19 protein-coding genes are annotated in these 22712 nt (G+C 65.8%); 8 read left to right on the top strand and 11 right to left on the bottom strand.

The genetic code is table 11. From position 1 onward, the window contains the following. Positions 1-49: 49 nt before the first annotated feature. The 10 genes from ACZ38L_RS16735 to ACZ38L_RS16690 all read right to left on the bottom strand — a co-directional run bounded on the left by ACZ38L_RS16735 (position 50) and on the right by ACZ38L_RS16690 (position 7782). Positions 50-235: a thiocillin family RiPP gene (locus ACZ38L_RS16735; RefSeq protein WP_465693700.1), complete on the bottom strand. Its 186-nt coding sequence runs from the start codon at positions 233-235 to the stop codon at positions 50-52. Positions 236-276: 41 nt separating this feature from the next. Next, the gene (locus tag ACZ38L_RS16730; protein ID WP_465693695.1) at positions 277-450 is read right to left on the bottom strand and encodes a thiocillin family RiPP; all 174 of its coding nucleotides are present in this window, start codon (positions 448-450) and stop codon (positions 277-279) included. Positions 451-478: 28 nt separating this feature from the next. Next, positions 479-658: a thiocillin family RiPP gene (locus tag ACZ38L_RS16725; protein WP_465693691.1), complete on the bottom strand. Its 180-nt coding sequence runs from the start codon at positions 656-658 to the stop codon at positions 479-481. Between the two features lie 38 nt (positions 659-696). Then, complete coding sequence (locus tag ACZ38L_RS16720) at positions 697-867, bottom strand: thiocillin family RiPP (protein WP_280669718.1); 171 nt, start codon at positions 865-867, stop codon at positions 697-699. An 88-nt stretch (positions 868-955) separates the two neighbouring features. Continuing rightward, complete coding sequence (locus ACZ38L_RS16715) at positions 956-1741, bottom strand: nitroreductase family protein (RefSeq protein ID WP_465693685.1); 786 nt, start codon at positions 1739-1741, stop codon at positions 956-958. A gap of 2 nt (positions 1742-1743) precedes the next feature. Continuing rightward, complete coding sequence (locus ACZ38L_RS16710) at positions 1744-3411, bottom strand: nitroreductase family protein (RefSeq protein ID WP_465693681.1); 1668 nt, start codon at positions 3409-3411, stop codon at positions 1744-1746. Positions 3412-3449: 38 nt separating this feature from the next. Beyond that, complete coding sequence (locus tag ACZ38L_RS16705) at positions 3450-4097, bottom strand: TOMM precursor leader peptide-binding protein (protein WP_465693679.1); 648 nt, start codon at positions 4095-4097, stop codon at positions 3450-3452. Positions 4098-4404: 307 nt separating this feature from the next. After that, positions 4405-5739: a YcaO-like family protein gene (locus ACZ38L_RS16700; protein WP_465693676.1), complete on the bottom strand. Its 1335-nt coding sequence runs from the start codon at positions 5737-5739 to the stop codon at positions 4405-4407. Further along, positions 5736-6668: an ABC transporter permease gene (locus tag ACZ38L_RS16695; protein WP_465693674.1), complete on the bottom strand. Its 933-nt coding sequence runs from the start codon at positions 6666-6668 to the stop codon at positions 5736-5738. Before ACZ38L_RS16695 ends, ACZ38L_RS16700 begins: the two co-directional genes overlap by 4 nt. Positions 6669-6762: 94 nt before the next feature. Further along, complete coding sequence (locus ACZ38L_RS16690; RefSeq protein WP_465693670.1) at positions 6763-7782, bottom strand: ABC transporter ATP-binding protein; 1020 nt, start codon at positions 7780-7782, stop codon at positions 6763-6765. A gap of 784 nt (positions 7783-8566) precedes the next feature. On the opposite strand from ACZ38L_RS16690, the gene ACZ38L_RS16685 reads away from it, so the two are divergent. The 7 genes from ACZ38L_RS16685 to ACZ38L_RS16655 all read left to right on the top strand — a co-directional run bounded on the left by ACZ38L_RS16685 (position 8567) and on the right by ACZ38L_RS16655 (position 18822). Beyond that, on the top strand, positions 8567-9010 hold the full coding sequence (locus tag ACZ38L_RS16685; RefSeq protein ID WP_465693666.1) for a helix-turn-helix domain-containing protein: 444 nt from the start codon (positions 8567-8569) through the stop codon (positions 9008-9010). An 86-nt stretch (positions 9011-9096) separates the two neighbouring features. After that, entirely contained in the window at positions 9097-9612 is a 516-nt protein-coding gene (locus ACZ38L_RS16680) for a hypothetical protein (protein ID WP_465693662.1), read from the top strand. Further along, entirely contained in the window at positions 9609-10730 is a 1122-nt protein-coding gene (locus tag ACZ38L_RS16675) for an MAB_1171c family putative transporter (RefSeq protein WP_465693658.1), read from the top strand. Before ACZ38L_RS16680 ends, ACZ38L_RS16675 begins: the two co-directional genes overlap by 4 nt. Positions 10731-10945: 215 nt before the next feature. Beyond that, complete coding sequence (locus tag ACZ38L_RS16670; RefSeq protein ID WP_465693654.1) at positions 10946-12151, top strand: amidohydrolase family protein; 1206 nt, start codon at positions 10946-10948, stop codon at positions 12149-12151. A 464-nt stretch (positions 12152-12615) separates the two neighbouring features. Continuing rightward, a complete protein-coding gene (locus ACZ38L_RS16665; RefSeq protein ID WP_465693651.1) occupies positions 12616-13173 on the top strand; it encodes a hypothetical protein in 558 nt (185 codons plus the stop codon). A gap of 34 nt (positions 13174-13207) precedes the next feature. After that, complete coding sequence (locus ACZ38L_RS16660; RefSeq protein ID WP_465693647.1) at positions 13208-13405, top strand: hypothetical protein; 198 nt, start codon at positions 13208-13210, stop codon at positions 13403-13405. A 539-nt stretch (positions 13406-13944) separates the two neighbouring features. Then, positions 13945-18822 carry a DEAD/DEAH box helicase gene (locus ACZ38L_RS16655; RefSeq protein WP_465693643.1) on the top strand — a complete coding sequence of 1626 codons (4878 nt, stop codon included), beginning with the start codon at positions 13945-13947 and terminating at the stop codon, positions 18820-18822. A gap of 77 nt (positions 18823-18899) precedes the next feature. Here the strand turns inward: ACZ38L_RS16655 and ACZ38L_RS16650 are convergent, their stop codons facing one another. Continuing rightward, the gene (locus ACZ38L_RS16650; RefSeq protein WP_465693639.1) at positions 18900-22232 is read right to left on the bottom strand and encodes a type ISP restriction/modification enzyme; all 3333 of its coding nucleotides are present in this window, start codon (positions 22230-22232) and stop codon (positions 18900-18902) included. Between the two features lie 146 nt (positions 22233-22378). Between ACZ38L_RS16650 and ACZ38L_RS16645 the strand changes: the two genes are divergently transcribed. Further along, positions 22379-22669: a type ISP restriction/modification enzyme gene (locus tag ACZ38L_RS16645; RefSeq protein ID WP_465693636.1), complete on the top strand. Its 291-nt coding sequence runs from the start codon at positions 22379-22381 to the stop codon at positions 22667-22669. Positions 22670-22712 lie beyond the last annotated feature (43 nt).

Below are 22712 nucleotides of genomic sequence, written 5' to 3'. Positions count from 1 at the left end.
CGGCGGGCCTAGGGGATCAGCCCTCCGACGGGTCGATGGGCGTGGAGGTTCACGCCGACCCGATGGTGCCGGCGGTGGACGCCGACGAGACCGGGCAGCTCGCGGACGCGCCGCACGCGAACGAGCCCGTGGTGCCGAGCAGGGTGGCGGAGTCGAGGCTCTCGACCGTCATGTCCTCCGCGGACAGGTCGATCGCCCAGATGTCGCGCTGTCCCGCGGCGAGGTCAGCCTGCATGATCTTTCTCCTTTCGTTCGGTGATTCGGATGAGACGGTCGTCAGCCGATGCTGGAGGCCGACGACGACGAGGAGGCCGTAGAGGCCGGGCAGGACGCGGAACCCACGGTGGTGCTGGAGGTCCAGGTGCCGAGCAGCGTGGAGTCGTCCAGCTGCTCCACCGCGAGCGCTGCGGTGAGGTCCTCGGCGAACAGATCGATGCTTTCCTGATGCATGGTGATTCCCCTCTCTTGTCTGATGCGCTTAGCCGGCGCTGGATGCGCTGCTGCTGCTCCCGGCGGTGGACGCCGGGCAGGAGGCGCTGGTGAGGCTGCCGAACGATCCCCAGGAGCCGAGCAGGGACTCGTTCGCCAGCGGCTCGGCGGTGAGGGGCAGGACCTCGCCTTCCTCGGCGAAGAGGTCCAGGACGTCGATGGCGTCCATGCGGTTCTCCTTACGGTTGCGATGGGCCGTCGACTGGATCAGCCGGCGGAGCTGACCGTGCCGTTGGACGACGCGGTCGAGACGGGGCAGGTGAGGCAGTCCAGCGAGCTGACGCTGGAGAAGGAGCTGAGGGCGACCTCGCTCGGGAGGGCGTCCACGGGGAGGGCCAGGTCCTCGGCGAAGAGGTCGAGGACGTCGATGGTGTCCATGCGGTTCTCCTTACGGTTGCGGGACGGATGCCGTCCCAGGTGGTCCCCGCCCCGGCGGGGGCGGGGAAGTCGAGGGCGGACAGCCGGGTCAGTCCCCGGCGCTGTCCAGCGGATGGCCGACGGCCAATGCCAGCAACTGGGTGGTGTGGTAGCCGTCGACAGGGACCAGCGGGCGCAGTGCTGCTGCGAGGAATCCGGCGAAGATGCTGCCTACGAGACCGTGATCCAGAGCAGTCAGCCAACCGGCGTAGGCCGAAGCCCCCGCTCGGCTGAGCAGCAGGCGGTGGCCGTGCTCCCCGTGCCGGTCCAACGAGGACGCGAGTGGGCCGCAGACCATGAGGATCGCCGGCGCCTGGGCGAACTCGAGTTGCAGGACGAGATCGGCTGCGGCAGCACCGACCGGCAGTTCCCCGATCGCGGTGAACCGGCCCGATCGCGGGTCGGCCAGGTGGATCGCAGGACGCAGACCGGTCACTGCTCGGGCGGCGACCAGGAACTGCAAACCGGCCCCGGCCTCACGGTCGGGCCAGGTGGCCTCGTCGAATCCGCCCGCGGCGGCGACCAAGGCGGCGATCACCTCGGCGGTGACGGGACGGTCCGCGTAGAAACGCTCGGACAGCCGTCCGCGCTGCAGCTGCTCCAGCGGCGTTCGCGGCGAAGGTGCCGCCGCGATCTGCACCCGCTCTGCTGAGTCCAGGCCGATGTCGAGCGCCCGGTAAAGCCCGGGGCTGGGAGTACGGGGGCCTGCCTCGACTGCAGGTGCATCCAGCCGACTGTGTGTCCTCAGCAGCCCCAGGGCCTGAGCATGATCGGGAAACCGAAGGGCGTCTTCCACCAGGGCCGGATCGACCGCGGTTCGAGTGGCGGCATGCATGGTTATTCCTCCCCCTGATTAAGGTCGGCACCGACCAGCAGCACCCCGGTAACGGGCTCACTGTCCAGCTCGAGATCGAGCAGCTCCGCCAGGCGACTGTCGTCCCACCGATCAAGTGGCCGCGCCGAGAGCCCGAAAGCCTGGGCGGTGTAGATCAGCTGGGCCATGGCGGCTCCCGCGTCCAGGTGAATCACGCGCCAGCCGAAGCCGTAGTACTTCGAGGCCACCCGCGACAGCGCCCCGGTGAGGACGATCACGGCGGGTGAGATGGAGGCAGACGTGGATGGGTAACCGATGTCGAGGGCATCGCCGAGCCTGGCCAGCCGGTGGCTGCTGCTGATGTAGCCCCACAGGCCAGGCTGCAAACCTGTCACTCGCCGGGCGACCACATGAAGCTGTACCGAGCCCAGGTTTCCTCCCGTCGGAGCCCAACGCTGGACCTTGCGCTCCGAGTCGCCTCCGGGGCGAAGGCCGGCGCCGCGCTGCAGCAAGGCCGCGAGCTGGCCCAGTGGAACGGACCCGGCCCCAGGCTCACCGCCGAGCGACTCAGGAGTGGCCAGGGGAGCCGGGACAGTGGCCGTGCAGTCCGCCAGCTCCAGCTCCCTTGCGCTGGGCCAGCGCTTGGACTCGTGTTGGAGCGCCAAGTTTCCCGGCTTGTAGTGGACTTGGTGTGCCCTGGGGTTGAGCAGCCGTCGCGGAGCGAAGGCAACCGAGCTCTCGAAGGCGACCGCCAGAGGAACGCCTGCGGCGGTGGTGGTCACCCGCGGGCCTGGTGGGTCGGGGATCGGCGCAATGACGTGGAGGCTCTGTTCCCAGGTGCCGAGGTCCACCCGCATCAGACCGCGCAGCACAGGCACGGGGCCGACCCGGGCGATCAGGGCAGTGGTCTGAGCGGCAGCCAGGGAGGCTGCGAGCTGCATCCGAAGTTGGGTGGACAGGCCCGCGGTGTCATCAGGCACCGCGGCGGCGAGCCGTTGACGTTCTGCGTCGGTGAAACTCGCGGTGAACTCGGGGTCGAGGTACGGGCCCAGCTCCACCGTTGCGCCGCTCAGGCGGACCGGCAGGAATGGCACCCCGGCACGGGCGCATTCCTCGGCCAGTTCGGCCGGTGCAGGGGCGTCCTCCTCGATAGCGGCCAGCACCAGGTCGTGTTGCTGGACCGACGGCGGAGCCGCGCCGTTGACCGGCCCGATGGCGGTCAGCCCTGCGGCGCCCAGCTCCTTCAGGATCAGCTCCGCGAACCGGCTGTTCCCGGCGACACCGATCTGGGCACGAGCCAGGCGCGCCAGGACCTCCGAGGTCCTGCTATTGACTCGGGTGGAGTCCAGACTGCGCGACCAGAAGGCGGCCTCGGGGGTGTCCGGAGCGGCCTTGGAGTCCCTCTCGCCCTCTTCCAGCAGCCCGCACGTGTAGAGCAGCGCGATGACCCGCTCGACGTGTGGTTTGGGCAGCCCGGACCGTTCGGCGATGCCCCCGGCATCCAGCGTGCCGTCGAGCAGCGGCAGGATGGCGGGGACGAGGTCGCGGGTAGCGGTGCCGCGCAGAATCTGTCGGCTCGGGGCCCCTTCGACCAGGATCCCGTCAGGCAGGTCGAGCCGTACCAGTCCTCGGACGAGGGCAGGCCGGTGTGGGCAGCGGAACTGCGGATCACCCGCGACAGCTCGGCGCATCTCCTCTGCCGAGACAAGTTGACCAGCCATCATCTTCCTTATTTCAGGACCGGAAGCAGAGCCGTCAGGTCGTCGGCGAGCTGACTCCAGGTCGATATCGGCTTCGTGTGGCGGCAGCGGTCGCAACCATGAACCGCCACCACCTTGGCGGCCGAGGCCTGGTGTTCCAGCAGGTGGTAGTGGCGTACGGTGCCCGCGCTGTCGGCGAGGCTCCCGCTGTCGAAACGCTGTAGCTCTGCTTCGACGAGCGCGGCCGCCAGGCCCACGTGATGGGGCAGGAAACCGGCGGGACCGGCGGCCGGAGTTGCGTCGTAGTGGGCGTGCAGGGCGTCGGTGATGGCGCTGTCCTGCTCGTGCTGGGCGCGACGCCCGCGGAAGCAGCGGTAGCAGGGGCCGCTGCCGGGTACCACGACCGGACCGACCCGCAGTCGGGGATGCTCCAGCACCGCCGGCAACCAGGGCGTTCCCCAGGCCGCGGATCGTACGTCGATCGTCTCGGCCAGCTTCGGTGTCTCCCGCCAGGCAAGGAGGACCCTCAGCGAGGCCCGTGGCCAGGCGGCCGAGGCCGAGGCGGGCCACGGGCCCTCGCCCTCGACGCTCAGTGCCAGGTGTCCACGGGCTTGCATCAGGCGCTCCGCCACAGCGGTGCCGAAGTCGCCCACGGCGATCAGATGCACCGGTTCCATTGGTTCCTCATCTCCTGGACCGTCTCATCGATCGGTCGGCTGGAAGAGCGGTAGGCAGGGGCTGGTCGTCTCGGGTGGCGATCGCAGCCAGGCATGGCCGGTTGAGGCGCCGGCGAACAGCGCGGCCGACCGTTGTTCCGTACTGGGCTAGTTGCCAAGAGCCGGGGAAGCTCGGGTGCCGAGCGGGGGTCACTCGTTCGAAGACGGCGTGCGCGGTGCGATGCCCTGGCATCCGGAGCCGATCAGCTGATTGGGCTGGGAGTGGACACCAGCCAGCCAGGGGGCGGCTTCGACGTTGAACTTGCTGCTACGCGAACGGCTGCGGCAGCGGATTGATCTCTTCCTGCGACAGCACCGGGTAGCCCATCCGGGCCGGTGCCTGGTACAGCCGGGGGTGGGCCAGGTAACGGGCCCGGTAGGTGAACGAGAGCGGCATCAGCTGCGGGATCATTACCCGGACTACCCGGAAGCCGACGTCCCGCGCCTCGTCGGTGGTGCACTCCACCGCCACCACCTGGCAGCCGGCCATGTGCAGCCATTCCAGCAGTATCTGCAGATCCCAGGCCGGCTCACCACTCGCCAGCTTGGGCAGCTCACTGAACTTGCGGCGGTGCTCGCCCTGCAGTAGGAAGTCGAAGTCACTGAGCCGCTCGGGCCGTCCCATATAGGCCGCACCGTGGTAGACGTTCACATAGTCGTCGAAGGACTCCGGGACGTCGCGTGGCACCTGCATCGCGATCCTCGACGAGGCCGACTCGCGGATGATCTTGGCAATGGAATCTGCGGGATCAAGCCCAGCGTTGCACATCACCAGCTGCCCCAGCACCCGATTGTCCGGACTGAGGTCGATGGAGTAGACGACCGGCAGACCCAGGTCCGTGGTGGCGTCGAAGAACACCGTCTCCACCTGGCTGCGCCGCGAGCGTTCCAGGTAGGGCGCCAACGAGTCAGGTACCTCGTCGAACTCGATGCGCGGCAGCGCCAACCGCTGATACCAAGTCAGAGCGATCGCGTCGCGCTCCACCACCTCGCAGATGGCGTTGACCAGTGCCTGTGCCAGATCCGTGTGGGTGGCGCAGCCGGTGGAGATGGGGTTCCAGAACCGCTCCCCCCGGGATTGGGCCGACAGGTGCATCCACACGTGGACGGCCGGAACCCACAGCGGGCGACGTTCCGTCACCGACCAGCCGCGTGCCCAGCGGATGGGCGCGTCCTCGTCGATATCCACGGCCATCGCCCGGGGATGGGCGAGCTCGGCCGGTGAACAGCGCGGTAGTGACTGTAAGGGCATGGCCTCGTTGCCGAGTTCACGCGCGGTCGCCCAGATCAGCTGCTCTTCGGGAGCTGCACAGGTGGAGTACCGTTCCAGAGCCTCGGCGACGCACAGCCGTGCCGCCCGCTCGGGATCGAGACCACCGCCGGCCCCGTCCATCTGGCCCCGGGCGCCACGGCTTCCTACCGCCTCGGCGACGTTGGGGACAACACGTGCGATGTCGCCCAGGGAGGCGCTGTAGATGGGGAACTGCGGCTCGCCCGGATGGTTCGGCAGGCGTTGGACCCGATTCACCAGCCCATAGGGGCTGACCAGTTCATCAACGTTCCGCAGCCCACCGAGTAAGTCTGGCGACGATATGGCGTTCATTTTTCTTCCCCCTGATCCCAGCTGAAGAGTCGAGCAGCGAGTAGTGCGAGGAGAACGGCCGAGCCTGCCAGCACCAGCCAGTCCACGGCGAGGCCGTATTGGGAGGGCGCCCCCGTGAAGGCGTGACTCAGAGCGTCCACCAGATAGGTCGTCGGGAGTGCCTGGGACACCGCGCGAAGCGCGCCCGGCATCAGGCTCATCGGCAGGAACAGTCCGCTGAACAGCATGGCCACCGGCATCAGCACGGCCAGCAGGCCGTTGGCCACCTCCGGGTTGCGCATCCTGGCAGCCACCAGATAGCCGAAGCCGAACAGCATCAGTGCACCCAGCAGTCCGCTGACCAGCACGGGAAGCGCATCTCCCAGGGAGAGGAAGCCGCAGGCGGCTGCGATCGCCCCGACCACGACCACCTGTGCCATGACCAGGCCCAGGCGTACCGGCGCTTGGGCCAGGATGAAGGTCCGGCGCTTCAGCGGGGTGGTTCCGAGCATCCGCAGAGTCCCGCGCTGGCGCAGGCCGATCAATGGAGTGGCGGTGCCGAAGAAGGCGGCCGACATCAGTGCGATGAACAGAGCAGTGGGCAAGGACGCCTTCACCGGATCGAACGGCACCCCGCCGTCAGGAGTGCGGAAGACCGAACGAGCGGACGGGCCCGCGCCGTTGTCCAGCGCATCGCGCATTCCGCGCACCACTCCGAACTTCCCCGCATCGACCGTGACCACCGGCCGGCCCTGCTCGGTCTGAACGATCGCGTCGTAGCCACCGAGCGTCCGGGGCTGATCCGGCAGCGCCTGATCGAGTTCCTTCACCGTGAGGCCGCTGACGTGATCGAGCCGGTCGACCAGTTGGCGCTGGGTCGGCCCTGGTGCCACCGCGACGTGATACGAACCGCCGCTGGTGAGCAGGCCCATTCCGAGGAACATCGCCATGAAGAACAATGGGAAAATCAGGACGAAGAACGCTGTCTTCCCATCGCGGAAAAGCTCCCTGGAATTTGTCCTCACCAAGTGCGAGAAAGTTGAGTTACGAGGACCCATCCGCGCCGCCCGCCTTGTCGTCACTGCTTTCCTTGGAGGCCGAGGCCACCAGGTTGCGGAACACTTCGTCCAATCCGCCGTGGGTGACCGACAGATCCATGGCATTCAGTGCGGGAGTGGAGGCGACATGCTTCAACACGGCATCGCCCTGCTTGGTACTCACATGTACCAGGAATCGTCCGTGCGAGGATTCTGTCCGCACGTCAGCAACTCCCGGAAGCATCCGGACCGCGGCCAGGGATGTGGGTGTATCAGTGGTGAAGGAGATGGTGCTGAGACCGCCGAGTTCGCGGACGAGTTCCGCCGGAGTACCGGACGCGACCACTTTTCCCGCCACTAGCACGCCCACGCGATCGCAGAGCTGGGCGGCTTCGTTCATGTCGTGCGTGGTCAGCAGGGCGGACCCGCCTGCTCGGCGGTGTGCTCTGATCACGTCCCACAGGAGCTCGCGCGCCTGCGGGTCGAGACCGGCGGCCGGCTCGTCCAGCAACAGCAGCTTCGGACGACCGACGATGCTGACCGCGAGCAGCAGCCTACGTCGCTGCCCGCCGGACAGAGCTTTGACCTTCTGCCCTGCCTGCTCGGCCAGCCCGACCTCGTTCAGCACCTGGTCGACGCCGAGCGGCTGCGAGTAGAAGGAGGCCCACATTTCGATGGTCTCCCGCACCTTGAGCTGCGGAAACAGGGTGCCTTCCTGGGGCTGGACTGCTAGCTGCCTCCGTAACTCCAAGCTCCGACCCGCCGGGTCGAAGCCGAGGACGCGGATCTGTCCGGCTGTCGGCCGACGGAGCCCCACCAGGCATTCCAGCGTGGTTGTCTTGCCGGCGCCGTTCGGTCCGATAAGCCCGAAGACCTCGTTGGTGCGGATCTCCAGGGAGATCCCACGGACGGCCTCCTTGTCGCCGTAGCTCTTCCGCAGCCCGTCGATGCTCACGACTGGCGCAGCCTCGGCTGGCCGATTGAATGTGACCGCATGATCGGCGGCCGTCACATCGTTCGGTGACATCGGACTCCCCCCAGGAATTCCCGAAGATCAATAAAGAATGAAACTCTGAACCATCCTAAGGGCTGACACTCGAAGTCCAGCCCTGCGTTTTTTAATTGGATCTTGAACGACTCGCTTGCCGTCTGATTTCGGCACGTCCTGACCGGCTGTGTTCGTATCGATGCTTGCACAGGGAGTGAACATGGCGCAAGTTGTTCGAGTGATAGAACTTCAAGCAAGTGGCGAATAGCTCGGTTGGCGCCAAGGCTCCAGCGGCGCTCCATGCCGCGCCCGGCTTGTGATTATCGCCGAGTGGAAGCGATGAATCCCTTATTACGATTCAATGGCAGTCAGCCCGCCCCGCCACTGGCCGCGGTCGAACGAGCCGCCTTGATTTCCGTCCTCTCTGCTGGGCGAGCCGACTTCGACCGGCCGAGAGATGGAGAGGGGGGTAATTTTCCGACGACCAGCGCCGTTGCGATTGCCGCCCCCTTATAGGCGCCCTCACTGGCCGACCTGCGCCCCCGAGGGGCAACGGCAGGGCGTTCCGCGCCCTGGACCTTCGCCCGCCCTGACCGCATGCCGCCTCGAGCGCCCCCAGTGCATCGCCATGCCTCCCCCTCCGGCTCGGCGACCAGCTCCTCCACCCTCGTTTAAGATCATTTTCGATGCTTGCGCACCTCAGTGGAGCCGGCTCGGGGCAGTCTAGCCATGCGCCCGGGCGGGATTCAACTATCGTGCAGAGATTGGGATTGAGGTACATTGACACGAGTGGAGACCAGGGTGATGCCGCGAGGGGGTCGCTGTGACCGAGCAGGTAGACCGTAGCCTGGCGGACAAGCTGAACCACTTGTTCGCGACCGTCAAGCCCCGCGGGGGCCAGGAGTACAGCAACGAGCACGTCGCAGCTGCCATCAGCAGGACCGGCGTCGCGATCTCGCAGAGCTACATCTGGCAGCTACGCAAGAACAAGAAGGCGAACCCGACCCTCAAGCACCTGCAGGCTCTGGCGGACTTCTTCGGGGTGCCGGCGGCCTACTTCTTCGACGACGAGGTGACGGACCGGGTCGAGGGGCAGTTGAGGCTCCTGGCGGCTGAGCAGGAGCGCCTGGACGCGGCGGTCGGCAGCAGCGATGTGAAGCTGATGGCGATGCGCGCCGGCGAGCTGTCGCCCGCTCGACGCAAACAGGTCATGGATCTTCTTGACGTCGTCTACCAGTTGGAGCAAGCGGAGCAGCGGGGCTTGTGACTGGGCGGCATCGGCAGGCTACTGGCGCCCGGCGGGGGCAGGCGCTAGTAGCGAACGGCATCAAAATCTGATCAGGGGTGGGCAGATTGAAAGAGCGCGAGCTGCGGCGTCGCTGCAGGCGCGAGTTGCAGGCGTTGGGCATCCAGCCCCCGTTACGGGTGGATGTCTTGTGCCAGCTCCTCGGGGAACGACGCCAGCGCCCGATCCGGCTCGTGCCCTACTCGTTGCCCGTGCCTGGGCCGTTCGGTGTGTGGCTGGCCACCGCGTCGGCTGATTACATCCTGTACCAGCGGGAGACCAGCAAGATCCACCAGGATCACATCATCCTGCACGAGGTCGGCCACATCCTGGCAGACCACCAGAGCGACGATGGCGACGACGAGTTCTGGCGAGAGATGATGCCCGACCTCTCGCAGGAAGCCATCCGGCGAGCACTACGGCGGACCTCCTACGACCAGGAGCACGAACGAGAGGCCGAGCTGGTCGCCACGATCATCCTGGAGTGGGCCTCCGTGCTCGACCGCGTGACTCCGTGCAAGTCCAGCAACCCCTCCGTCCAGCGGATGCAGACGGCATTGGGTGATCGGCAGGGATGGCTGTGACCGTCGTGACAGCACTGGCCGGTGCGGTTTTCGCCGTCGCCCTGATCTGGAAGCTGTACCAACTCGTCAGGGCACGCCACGATGACCCGCTCCGCGCGGTCACGCTGTGCCTTGCGTGTATCGGCGCGGCTTTCCCACTCGGCCTTGCGCCTGGAGCGAGGGCCTTCGACAACGTCGCAGGACATGGCTCAGCCAAGCTCCTGCAGAACGTCCTGCTCCTCGGTGCCTACTACTGGCTGATGTGCTTCTACCTCTACTCGGCCTCAGATCGCCGCCGGGGGCGAATCCGCGCCCGGTGGGAGGCAGTCCCACTCGTCGTCGCCATCGGAACCATCTCCCTGGCAGCTCTCACTGCTCCGAAGAGCGTCAAAGACCTCCCCTACGCGCCAACGGACATGCGAGTCCCCCAGGTCACCGTCTTCTACCTGGTCGCCGGACTGTACATGATCTACGCAATCGCCTCAGCACTGCGCTGGACCTGGCGCTATGCCCAGGTGTCGACCCGCCCCCTGACCACCGGGCTACGGCTGGCAGCAGCAGGCATGGCAGGCATGGTGGCAGCCAGCTTGGTCCGCGCGGTCCTCGTCCTGCTCTGGTGGTGGGGCGGCTCAGCTCCACCGGCGCTACTCCGGAGCGCGAATCTCCTCCTGGTCCTCGCGCTGCCACTCTTCATGGTCGGCGTCAGTTACCCCGGCTTCGCCACACGGGTCGCCGCGGTACGAATCTGGCGGCACCATCGTCGCCTCTACCTGCGACTGCACCCGCTCTGGACGATGCTGCACGAGGCGTACCCCGAAGACGCCCTGAACCGCGTACCCGCCAGCCGATGGGACCACATCCTTTCCCTCCGAAGCGTCCACCATCGCTACTACCGACGCGTCATCGAGTGCCGCGACGGCCTGGTGCGCATCAGCCCATACCTCGCAGACCTCGGCGCCGGTGTCGGTGAGACCTCGCCGGTGACCCTGGCCGAGCACCTGCGAACGGCACTCCAAACTTACGCGTCAGGCGGCTCGGCGACTTCGACGGCGGTTCCGATAGCGATGCCACACAGCGACGACCTTGACGCCGACGTACAACAACTCGTGGCACTGGCAGATGCGGTGAGATCCGCATAGCACGCCGCATCCGTGCCTGGTGAGCCCCACACCTGCCCGCAGGCGCACGGCCCGGATGACGAGTCGATTGCGGGCTGGTCCACCCCGACGCCGTTCAGTGCCCCGTCTCGGTGGGCTGGCCGCGGCACATCGCATCCACAGGCCAGGGCTGGGGCGTCGGCTCGTCGGTGGCACTCGGTTCGTGGCAGACAAACACGATTGAATCAGGGAGACGGATGATGGAGCTGTTGATCTCGGCCGGGCGGGTACTCACGGGCCCTGGTGGCGAATGCCTGGACGATGGGGCCGTACTCGTCAGCGGAGGCTCCATCGCTGCGGTCGGGACGCGTGACGAGGTCGAACAGGTCGCCCACGACGGCGTGCGGAGGGCGTCCTTCCCCGATGGCACCGTCCTCCCGGGCCTGATCAACTGCCACGTCCATCTCGCCTTCGACGCCGGGCCGGACCCGGTAACTTCGGTGCGGGAGGCGGACGACACGAGTCTGCTGCTCGGCATGGCCGGCCGGGCGCAGCAGGCGCTGGCCGCGGGTGTGACCACGGTGCGGGACCTGGGTGACCGGGGTGGACTCTCGGTACGCCTGCGTGACGCGATCGCGGAGGGGGTTCTGCCCGGTCCGCGGATCCTGGCGGCGACGGCTCCCCTCACCCCGCCCGGCGGACACTGCTGGTTCCTCGGTGGCGAAGTGTCCGGCGAGGAGGCCATCCGGGACCGGGTGAGGCGCAACGCTTCGAGTGGCGCCGACGTGATCAAGGTCATGGCCACGGGTGGCGGGCTCACCAAGGGCGGGCCGCCGACCTGGCAGTCCCAGTTCACCACCGAGGAGCTGCACGCGGTGGTGGCGGAGGCCCGCCGGGCCGGCCTGCCGGTCGCGGCCCACGCCCATGGCGCGGACGGTATCGCCGCCGCGGTCGCCGCCGGAGTGGACACCATCGAGCACTGCACCTGGATGGTCGAAGAAGGCTTCGAGCTGCGCCCCGACGTGGTCGCCGACATCGTCGCCAAGGAGATCCACGTCTGCCCGGCGGCCAGCCACAACTGGCGGCGCTTCGCCGACTACTTCGGTGCGGAGCGGGCGGAGCAACTCTTCGGCCAGATACGGCGGATGGCCGAGCAAGGGGTCCGCCTGGTGGCCGGAACGGATGCCGGGGTGCCGCGCTCCGTCTTCGGCGGCCTCGTGGGCGCTCTCGAACTCTACGAACACCTGGGCCTCTCCCGAGACCGCGTCGTCGACATGGCCACCATCGACGCCGCCCGCGCCCTCGGAATCGACACCCACACCGGACAGCTCACCGCCGGCTACCGCGCCGACCTGCTCGTTGTCGACGGCGACCCGCTCCGCGACCTGAGCGCCCTGCACGCCGTACGCCTCGTCGTGGCAGGAGGACGTCCATACGGCAACGGAGCAGTCGGCAGGTGGTGAGCGCGTCGGTCCCACTTGCCCGGTAGCAGCAGAAGAGGATCCACGTGCGTCCGGGACCAGCGCGAGCCTTCGCAGGCTGGCCCCGGGCGCACGAGTGTGTCCCGGTTGCCGGTCCGCGCGTACGACGCGCTGACGACCTGCCACACGGTCACGGCAGGCCCGTCCGGGAAGGATGGATGAACTCGACCGGCCCGAACCAGGCGCGTACGGCCCTGGTCAGGCCAGCCATCCCGACGAGGAAGACACTCACTCACAGGATCCATGCCAAGAGGGAGTTGGGCTGCGCCCCGTGGGTCTCGATGAACATGGCCACGTTGACTTGAGCAGTCGCCCCGCCGTCATGCCCCCCGGCTCTGAACAGTGTGCTGCGCCTGGTAGCGACTCCACGGCAGGACACAACTTCGGCTGGGTCTTACCGTCGCCTCGGCTGCCTCGGCTCTCGGGGCCTGGATGGGAGGAGCGCCATGACGGATCTGGTCGTTACGGCGGAGGATGTGGCCAAGCGTCTTGGGTACACCACACCGATCACTGGCGAGGTGCGGCAGCGGGCCGAGTCGGCGATTCAGGACGCCCAAGATGCCGTGGAAGCGCATCTTGGCCGGCCGCTGATCCTGGCCGAGTACAGCGAGACCGGTGTGTGCCCGGATGCCAGTGGTTGGGTGCTCAAGCACACGCCTGTGCGGCTGATCCTGTCCGCGACGCCGGATCCGGTCACGGCCCCGGTCTCCTTTCACGAGTCGACCTATACCGTGCGATACCTGGCCGGTATCGATGCTCGAACCGACCCCGACACCGCGCCGCTGCGCCTGTGGCTGAGGGCCACCGCGTGCGCCCATCCCCTTCTCGCTGATGCCCCAGCACGCCAGCGCCGCGTGGCCTCCGCCTCGGTAGACGGGCAGGCGGTCACCTACGACACGGGCACTGATACCCCCGCTCTGCTGGCGCCACCCGATCTGGCGACCGTCGACTGCGCGGGCGCCGTGTCCACCAGGCCCCAGTACGGCCGGCCCCGCCCGGCCTGACGGTCCCGGGCATCCCCGGAACGGGAGGGCTGTGATGGCGGTGCTGCTGGCGGGCCGGATGCTCGGGGTGAAGACCCGCGGCGCGCCGCAGCTGGATGCCCACGGCGATGAGGTGACTGGTTTGCTCGGTCCGCTATCGGCGGTGCCGGCGGCGGGGGAGGTGGACGGCCTTCGGGCCGGCGGCGGTGGCCAGACCAGGAGGCCACCAAGCAGCCGCTGGCTGCCCTCGTGAGCGAGGCCGACATTGACGGGGAAGCGCCTTCTACCTCAAGGCAGGCCAAAAGATCGTCCGCATCGAGGCGTGACGAAACGTGGCGTGGTGGTGCGGCTGGGCTTGCCCTACCACCACGTCGAAGACCAAGGATGCCGCGATTCCCGGACGGGCTTTCGAGCGCGCGTCCAGAAGTTGGCGCTGCCCCGTAGTCGGCAGACTCCCCTGTGCCGCCATCGGAGGTGACCGGCGTCATCGCCGAGGTAGCGGCGTCCTCTGGATCCAGCCCGCCGACTTCGGCCAGGACGATAGCCACCCCAGCACGCGCCAGCAGATCGGCGACGACCTCGCCGTCACTTGGCGGGGCGCCGCCGATCGACCGTGATCCCTGGCCAGCGCGGGTTTCCGGCGAGCACTTCGTAAGCGGGTGCATGACGGCCACCACTGGCGCGACCGAGCCGAAGCGTCTGTGTCATGGCGGCTACTGCCAGTAGGGTGCTCTGGATACTTATTTCTCGGTGCGCGGACTTCGCGCGTCGTCGACTGTGATGGGAAGCGCTGTGGCCACGACCACGACGGTGCACGACGTCCTCAAGGCGATCCGTGAGGGCTCCGACGTGAACCGCGATCGCGGTACGCGCTTCGAGGAGCTGATGGTCCAGTACCTCAGCACCGACCCGCAGTGGACCGTGCAGTTCACCCGTGTGTGGATGTGGGCTGACTGGCCAGGAACGGAGCACGACAAGCGGGACACCGGCATCGACCTGGTGGCCCAGGACCGTGAGACCGGCGGCTTCTGCGCAATCCAGTGCAAGTTCTACGAGCCCCAGCACACCGTGCACAAGGAGGACATCGACTCCTTCTTCACGGCATCGGGCAAGGGCGGATTCACCCGCCGCATGATCATCTCGACAACGGACAAGTGGAGCGTTCACGCCGAGGCCGCTCTGGATGACCAGCAGGTCCCGGTAACTCGCATCGGCCTGTCCGAGATCGCAGAGAGCCCGGTGGAGTGGCATCTTCCCGTGGCCGGCGCGCCCATCGAGATGACACTTCGGTCGAAGAAGTCCCCCCGCAAGCACCAGCGCGAGGCGATCGACGACGTCTTCAAGGGCTTCGCCCAGCACAGCCGTGGCAAGCTCATCATGGCCTGTGGCACCGGGAAGACCTTTACTGGCCTGAAGGTCGTTGAGCGGCTGCAGAAAGAGCGCGCCCAGGCCGGGGAGGGCGAGCACACCACTGTTCTGTTCCTGGTTCCTTCTATTGCCCTGCTCTCCCAGACGCTGCGCGAGTGGTCGTACGAGGCCGAGGTGCCGTTGCGTGGTTTTGCGGTGTGCTCGGACGTGAAGGTCGGCAAGCAGCAGGCGGTGGGCGACGACAAGGACATGTCCACCCATGACCTGGCGCTGCCCGCGACAACTGACGCGAAGCGGCTGATCGAGCAGATGGCCAGCGTGGAAGCGGTGCCCGGCCTGACTGTGGTGTTCTCCACCTACCAGTCCATCGAGACCATCCATGAGGCACAGCAGAAGGGCCTGCCCCGCTTTGACCTGATCCTATGCGACGAGGCCCACCGCACCACTGGCGTGACCTTGGCCGGCCATGACGAGTCGAAGTTCGTCCGAGTCCACGACAGCACGTATCTCGAAGCCGACCGCCGTCTCTACATGACGGCAACCCCGCGCATCTACAACGAGGACACCAAGTCCGACGCGAAGAACGCGGCTGCGACCGTGGCGTCGATGGACAGGGAAGATCAGTACGGCCCTGAATTTCACCGCCTGGGCTTCGGCCACGCTGTAGAGCAGGGGCTGCTCACCGACTACAAGGTCCTCATCCTCGCCATCGACGAGGGTGTGGTCGCCAAGACCCTCCAGCAGGGCCTCGCCGGCGGGGCATCTGAACTGGGCCTTGACGACGCCGCGAAGATCATCGGCTGCTGGAACGCGATGGCAAAGCGCACCGGAACCTTCGCCGATGGCTCCGGCTTCGCCGAGGGCGAGGCCCCCATGAAGCGGGCCGTTGCTTTCGCCCGCTCCATCGCCGACTCGAAGGAGATCGCAGCCCGCTTCAAGGAGGTCGTCGACGCCTACGACGACGCCGACGACGATGTGCTGCGCTGTGAGGTCGACCACGTCGACGGCACGTTCAACACTCTCAAGCGCAACACGCTGCTGGACTGGCTCAAGCAGGACCCCGGACCGGCCAACGCCCGCATCCTGTCCAACGCCCGCTGCCTGTCCGAAGGCGTGGATGTCCCCAGCCTGGACGCGGTCCTCTTCCTTCACCCCCGCAACTCCGTCGTCGACGTCGTTCAGTCCGTCGGCCGGGTAATGCGCCTGGCTCCCGGCAAGAACTACGGCTACATCATCCTGCCTGTCGCCATCCCCGCTGGCATGTCGCCGGAGCAGGCCCTCGCTCAGAACCAGCGCTTCAAGACCGTCTGGCAGGTCCTCCAGGCCCTGCGCGCTCACGATGACCGCTTCAACGCGACTGTCCACCAGATCGACCTGAACAAGAATAAGCCCGACAACAAGATCGGTATCGGCTACATCGGCCCCGACGACGAGTTGATCGGCGACAAAGACGGCTCTAGCACCGCTGACAGCGCCAAGGACGCCAAGGAGAGGGAAGCCCAGAGCGCCCAGCACATCCAGGACGCGCTGTTCTCGGTCAGTGACTGGCGGGAGGCCATCTACGCCCGCATCGTCGACAAGGTCGGCGAGCGCCGCTACTGGGAGGACTGGGCCAAGGACATTGCCCAGATCGCCGACCGCCACGTCACCCGCATCAAGGCCGCTTTGGCGATGCCCGATAAGCAGGCCGCCTTCGAGGAGTTCCTCGGCGAGCTGCGGGTGAACATAAACCCTGGCGTTACCGCGGCCGACGCTATCGACATGCTCGCCCAGCACATCGTCACCAAGCCGGTCTTCGACGCCCTCTTCAAGGACCACGGCTTCGCCGAGCACAATCCCGTCTCCAAGGCCATGCAGCGGATGCTCGACATCCTCGATGGCCAGGGTCTGGAGGCAGAGGCCAAGGACCTTGAGAGCTTCTACCACTCGGTGCGGGTCAAGGTCGAGGGTGTCGACAGCCATGGCCGGCAGCACGTCATCGTCGAGCTGTACGACAAGTTCTTCAAGACCGCCCTGCCTAAGACCGCCGACGCCCTGGGCATCGTCTATACCCCCATCGAGGTCGTCGACTTCATCCTCCGTTCCACCGAACAGGCCCTGGCTAAGCACCTTGGCCGCTCCCTTTCGGACGAAGGCGTCCAGATCATCGACCCCTTCGTCGGCACTGGGACGTTCCCCGTACGTCTCCTCCAGTCGGGCCTCATCAAGCCCGAAGACCTGCTGCGCAAGTACACGAGTGAACTCCACTCCAACGAGATTGTGCTCCTCGCGTACTACATCGCTGCCATCAACATCGAAGCCGCCTTCCACGACCTCGCCGGCGGCAAATACCAGCCCTTCGAGGGCATCGTCCTCACCGACACCTTCCAGCTCGCCGAGGGCAAAGCGAAGCTCGACGGAATGGACGTCCTGGAAGGCAACAGTGAACGCGCAAAGAAGCAGCAGACGCAGAAGATCACCGTCATCGTCGGCAACCCGCCCTATTCGGTCGGGCAGGACAGCCAGAACGACGACAACCAGAACCTGAAGTACGACGTTCTCGATGAGCGCATCAAGCAGACGTACGTCGCGCGTTCGACGGCAACGAACAAGAACTCGCTGTACGACTCCTACATCCGTGCCATCCGCTGGGCCTCCGACCGCATCAAGGACGAAGGCGTCGTCGCCTACGTCTCCAACGGCGGGTACATCGACGGCAACACCGCAGACGGCCTGCGCAAGTCCCTCGTCGACGAGTTCGACGCGATCTACTGCTACAACCTGCGAGGCAACCAGCGCACGGCTGGCGAACTGTCCCGCAGGGAAGGTGGCAAGATCTTCGACTCGGGCAGCCGGAACACCGTCGCCATCCTGATCCTGGTCAAGGGCGGCAAGGGCGCCGGTACGGCCGCAGAGTGTGCGCTCTACTACCGGGACATCGGGGACTATCTCAGTCGTGAGAACAAGCTCCGCATCATCGGTTCCCAAAGCCTCGACACGGTGGAATGGGAGCAGCTGGCACCGAACGCGGACGGAGACTGGATCAACCAGCGTGACGAGCGATTCGTACGGTTCCGCGCACTAGGTGAAAAGGACAAGGTCGCGCGCACGAGCGCGGTCTTCGAGCTCTTCTCGGGCGGCCTTAAGACCGGGCGTGATCCTTGGGCCTACAACTTTTCAGAGGAGAAGCTCAGGGAGAATGTGAAGTCTATGGTTGACTTCTACAACGAGCAGGTTGCGGGATTTGCAGAGCACTGCAAATCGCAGGGGATCACTTCCCCGAAGGCTGCGGAAGTCGAGAAGTACATCGACTTCGACCCGAGGAAGATCAGCTGGAACCGTGCAGACAAGTCCAATGTGGCGAAGGGTGTGAAATATGTCTTCGACAGTCAGCGCCTATTCGTTTCCTCATATCGCCCATTCGCTAAGCAGCATGTTGCTTTCGACGCGCGCCTAAACGACATGGTTTACCAGCTTGCGCGGCTCTTCCCTACGCCTGAGCACGAAAACTTTGGCTTCTACAACGTCGGCAGCGGATCGGCAGTCCCGTTCTCAGTTCTTATGCTCGATGCCCTTCCCGACCTCCATGTCACGGGCGCGGGCAGTGGCGGCCAATTCTTCCCTCGCTACACGTACCGGGAGCGTGGCAAGGGCGACGACCTCTTTGCTGCCGCAGAGGAAGAGACCGGCTACGAGCGCCTCGACAACATCACCGATGCTGCTCTGCGTGACTACCAGACCAGCTACAACGATTCGACAATCAGCACGGACGACGTCTTCTACTACACCTACGGCCTGCTGCACTCCCCGGAGTATCGCGAGCTTTTCGCTGCCGACCTGAAGAAGTCTCTTCCCCGCATCCCCAAGGTGCGCGACTTCCGAGGCTTCGCTGATGCTGGCCGCAAGCTCGCCGGCCTGCACATCCACTATGAAAAGGCGGAGCCATACAAGGGCATCGTTGAGACGGTCTCTGGAGATGTGTCCGCTACGTCGCCACGCGAGCTGTATCGAGTGGGGAAAATGAAGATCCCCAAGGTGCAGGGCACTCCAGACTACTCGACAATCGTCTACAACACTCGCGTTACCCTCAGCAATATTCCGGCGGAGGCATACCGCTACCATCTGGGGCCGCGATCCGCGATCGAGTGGATCATTGACCGTTACCAGCTTAAGGCCGACAAGGCATCTGGCATTACTAACGACCCCAACGATTGGTCTGACGACCCGCGCTACATCATCGATCTTCTCAAGCGGATCGTAACGGTTAGCCTGGAGACCATGAAGATCGTGGATGTGCTTCCGCCGCTAGACATTCTTGGGTAGTGGCTGGCCGGGGTTTATGCAGGAAACGGCACCTCTCTGAGTCCTGCAGCTTTGCGCAGAGAGGCGCCGGTTCTCTTTCAGGCCCCGTCCTGATGGACTTCGTCGCCAGGCTTCTCCCGGGTAGCGTGTGGCACCTTCGGCGCCTTCTTGGCTTCCGGAGGTGCTGGCAGCACCCCGCACTGGGTCAGCTCGTCGATCCCGATCAAGGGCCCCTCTGCGACTGCCTCGAGTAGATGCGCCTGCTCGGGCTCCAGTGCCACCAGCAGCCCGAGAACGTTCAGCAGGTCGAGGAGTTCAATCGTGTAGTCCGTCGGCCACTCCTTGGGCAGAATGTCGTTAAGCGCTGTCTGGCGTTCGACGTCAGGGTTGCGCTTACGGAAACCGAACCACTTCTTGACAACCTTCACGCCGCCGATTCGGTAGTCCCAGACCTCGGGCTCGACTGGTGCGATAGTGCCCGCGCCGATGGTGAGCGTTCGTGTGTCCGCGTCGTAATCGACGGCTTCGGGGAAACTGTGTGGCCCCTCGCCGATGGGCGTTGGGTTCATCGGCCGTTCGCCCTTCGGTAGACGTGGCTCCGACTCCGGCCTGCCTGCCGCCGGGTCCGCGTACCGCTCACCGTAGGTGTGCAGCCACACGACCTGCTTGCCGACCTCCAGCACCGCCTGCCACAGAGCCGCGTCGCGGGTGAGGGGGATGCGAACGCCGCGAGCGCTCAGTTCCTTCTGGTATCGCTTGGTGTACCCGGAATGTCCGGCGATTCCGGCGATGTAGGCGAGTAGATCCTCGGGTGTAATCGGGATTCCGAGCGTAGCGGAGAGCGTTGCGAGCAGGCCGGGCGTGATATTGGCTTGCTGACCGAGAGGGTCGCGGTACAGTGGCAGGACGCGCCCGCCCTCGGTGCCTTTGAAATGGTGCATGTCTGGGATGAGTGCGGTGAAACTGACCGCAGGACCGGGACGACCCGATTCCGAATGCAGTTCGGAGAGGAACACCTGCTTATCGCTCTTGGTGAACCAAAGCGGAGGGCGCGGGTAGTCGATGACGCGGCGGTCGGCTATGAGGTGCTGCCGGTCGAAGGTCATCCGCCCGTAGGGTTCGAGCACGGGGGTCTGGTTGGTCTCTCCTGCGAGGGTTCCCTGCCACTCCTGGCGGGGGAGGGGTTGTTCCACCTTGTCGGGCCGGCGATCGCGTGTGACCTTCATCAGCGAGGCCTTGCGGCTACTGGGTGCCTTGACCAGGGCCTTCCAGCGCTCGTGCAGGACTTCGCGACTTGGGGACACTGGCCAGCTGCGGTTGTTCTTGTTCCCGGGGGCGGTCCACGGCAGCAGCGCATCCAGGGGCGGCATCGCTGCCCAGCCCGCGGCGGCCGCGGGCTGAAAGGGGTCTGTAAGGATGTCGGAACAGAGTTGCCAAGGGCTGCCATCCTCATGACCGTTCACCCCGAGGCCCGCGAGCCAGGCGAACTTCTCCTCACGGCGGCCGGCCGGGACATCCAGCCGCCTGACTGTAGCTGGTGCATCGGGATCGGGCTCGCCCTTGCGCATGAAGATCGCGATGCAGATCTCCCGCTTCGCGAGCGGGAATACGCGGCTCCGCGCGTCGGAGTAGGCCCCTTCTGGGGAGAGGCCGATGATCCATCCCTCGTCTGCGGACGTGCGCAGATACCGGCGCATGCCTGCAGCCCCCTTGCTGTCGAGGAAGCCCGCGTTGGTGATGAATGCGACGATGCCCGAGGGGGCGTCAGGCCCCCCGGCGGCGGTCACCTGGTCGAAGGCCTTCCAGGTGGCCCAGGCCCAGAAGTAGACGTAGAGGTTGTCCAGGGCATACCCGGCCCGGCCGATGTCTGGCGCGCGGAATCGGTTCAGGATCGCAGGGGCCTTGTTCTTGCCCCCTTCGGCTACCCACTTGCCTAGTCCTGCGGCCTTGGCGCCCTTGAGGTAGGGTGGGTTGCCGATGATCACCATGACCTGCTCTTCGGCCTTGATCTTGTTAGCCGCCTTGCGGTGCTGGGCGATGGCCTCATAGACGAGACCGAGGCGCTTTTCGACAGCTGGGTCGTCGAGGGTATCTGCGACGTGTAGGCGGAGTGCGTTGTCTGCGATGTTGGCCTGGTGAGTCTTGAAGGCATGACTCAGGCGGAGCTCAGCCACCGCGTAGGGGCCAGTCTGCTTCTCGAATCCGATGAGGCGGTCGGCGAGTTTGCGCAGCAGACCAGGCTTCAGGCCGTGGTCGTATTCGTGCTCGATGTCCTTGGCGACGCGGTTGATGATGTTGATCAGGAATGTGCCGGTGCCGGTGGCAGGGTCCACCACGGTGACGTCGTCGCTGCCAAAGCCCTTTTTTCTGTCAAGTCGCGTCCGCAGGACCTGGTCGGTGAAGTCGACCATAAAGCTGACGACTTCGTTGGGCGTGTAGTAGGTGCCAGTCCGCTGCCTCAGCCCTGGGTCGTAGGCGCTTAGGAAGCCCTCGTAGAAGTGGAGATAAGCGTCCCCGGTCTCGTCCTGGAACAACGCGGAGTCGACCTTGGAAATGACCTGAACCATGATGCCGACCACGCCCCGCAGATCGTCCAGGGCGTCGTGCGTCATGACCTCGAGTGCTCTGCCCATCAACGAGTGGCTCTTGCCGAGCTTCCTCGCTGCCTCCACCAAGGAGAGAGTCTCTAGATCGATGCCCTCGATCCGGGCCAGCAGCAAGGCGAATGTGAGCGTCTGTGCGTACTGGTCGGCGAAGGAGTCCGGTGTTGCGTCGGGGAAGAGCAGGTCGCGCCAGTCCTGCGCGAGGACCGTGAAGGAAGCGCTGGTCTCCCCACTCTCCTCACGGGTGAGCCGCTCCCTGACCTCGTCACGCAGCAGTGCGCACAGTCCGGCGATGCGCTTGACCAGGTCGCCGAGGCTCTCTGGCTCTTTCGGTACCCAGCCGAGGAACACGGCGATGATCTGTTCGAACTGGCCGTCTGCCATAGCCAGTTCCGCAGTGCCGTGGTCGAAGTTGCCGATGAGCTTGGCAGTTGTTCCGACCTGGATTCCCTCTTGGTACAGGGCCCACTCGTACCCATCGGTGTAGAGGAGATTGGGCAAGACCTTGATCTTTTCCCACTGCTCGCGGTCGTGGCTGCTGATCGACCACTTCGAAGGGTCAACTCCCTTCTCTGGTGCCTTCAGCTCGACATGGCCAATGATCTTGCCGCCAATGGTCATGGCGAAGTCGGGGCGGGCCTTGAGCTTCTTGATCGTGTGCTGGCCATGTGCGGTCAGACTGACGTTCTGGCGGCGGGCCATGCCTCGCAGAAGATGCTCTGTGGGAGCTGTCAGCGCTTCTTCTCGGCCGCTATCTTTGCCTCCGACCCCCTGAAGCTTTGCCGAGACCTCGCGGCCGAACCGCGCGACAAGATCCGCAGCTGACATGATCCCAGCCTCATTAGACCAACTACCCACTTGCGACATCGTCAGCCCCCCACCGAAGCACTGTAACGTTCAAGATCCTACGAGTTCAGCGCATCCCAAGTCGATCCAACCAGCCCGATGGTGAGCAGCCTGAGGGTGATCCCGGAGTGCCGCGAGACTTCGCCACCGACCTGAAGAGGTCCCTCCCCCGTATCCCCAAGGTGCACGACTTTCAGGGCTTCGCCCAGGCCGGCCGCAAGCTCGCTGGCCTGCACATGAAGTTGCCCGAATTTGGTGGATATCTACCGCTTTGGGACACTTACTCCCACAAGGAGGAGTCCATCGGGCCGAAGACACACATCAGCGTCCACGAGCCGTCCCTGTACGTCGACGACGGACCTGGGGCTGAAGTTCCACCCTGCGGTTGGACACTGTCCGTTTACGCCGCCAAGGCGTGACCTTGCTGGTGTCGCTGTCGGATCTCGAGTGGGGTGAGGTAGC

The organism is Kitasatospora sp. NPDC024654 (assembly GCF_055559155.1).
This window is presented reverse-complemented; position numbering and strand designations above follow the sequence as displayed.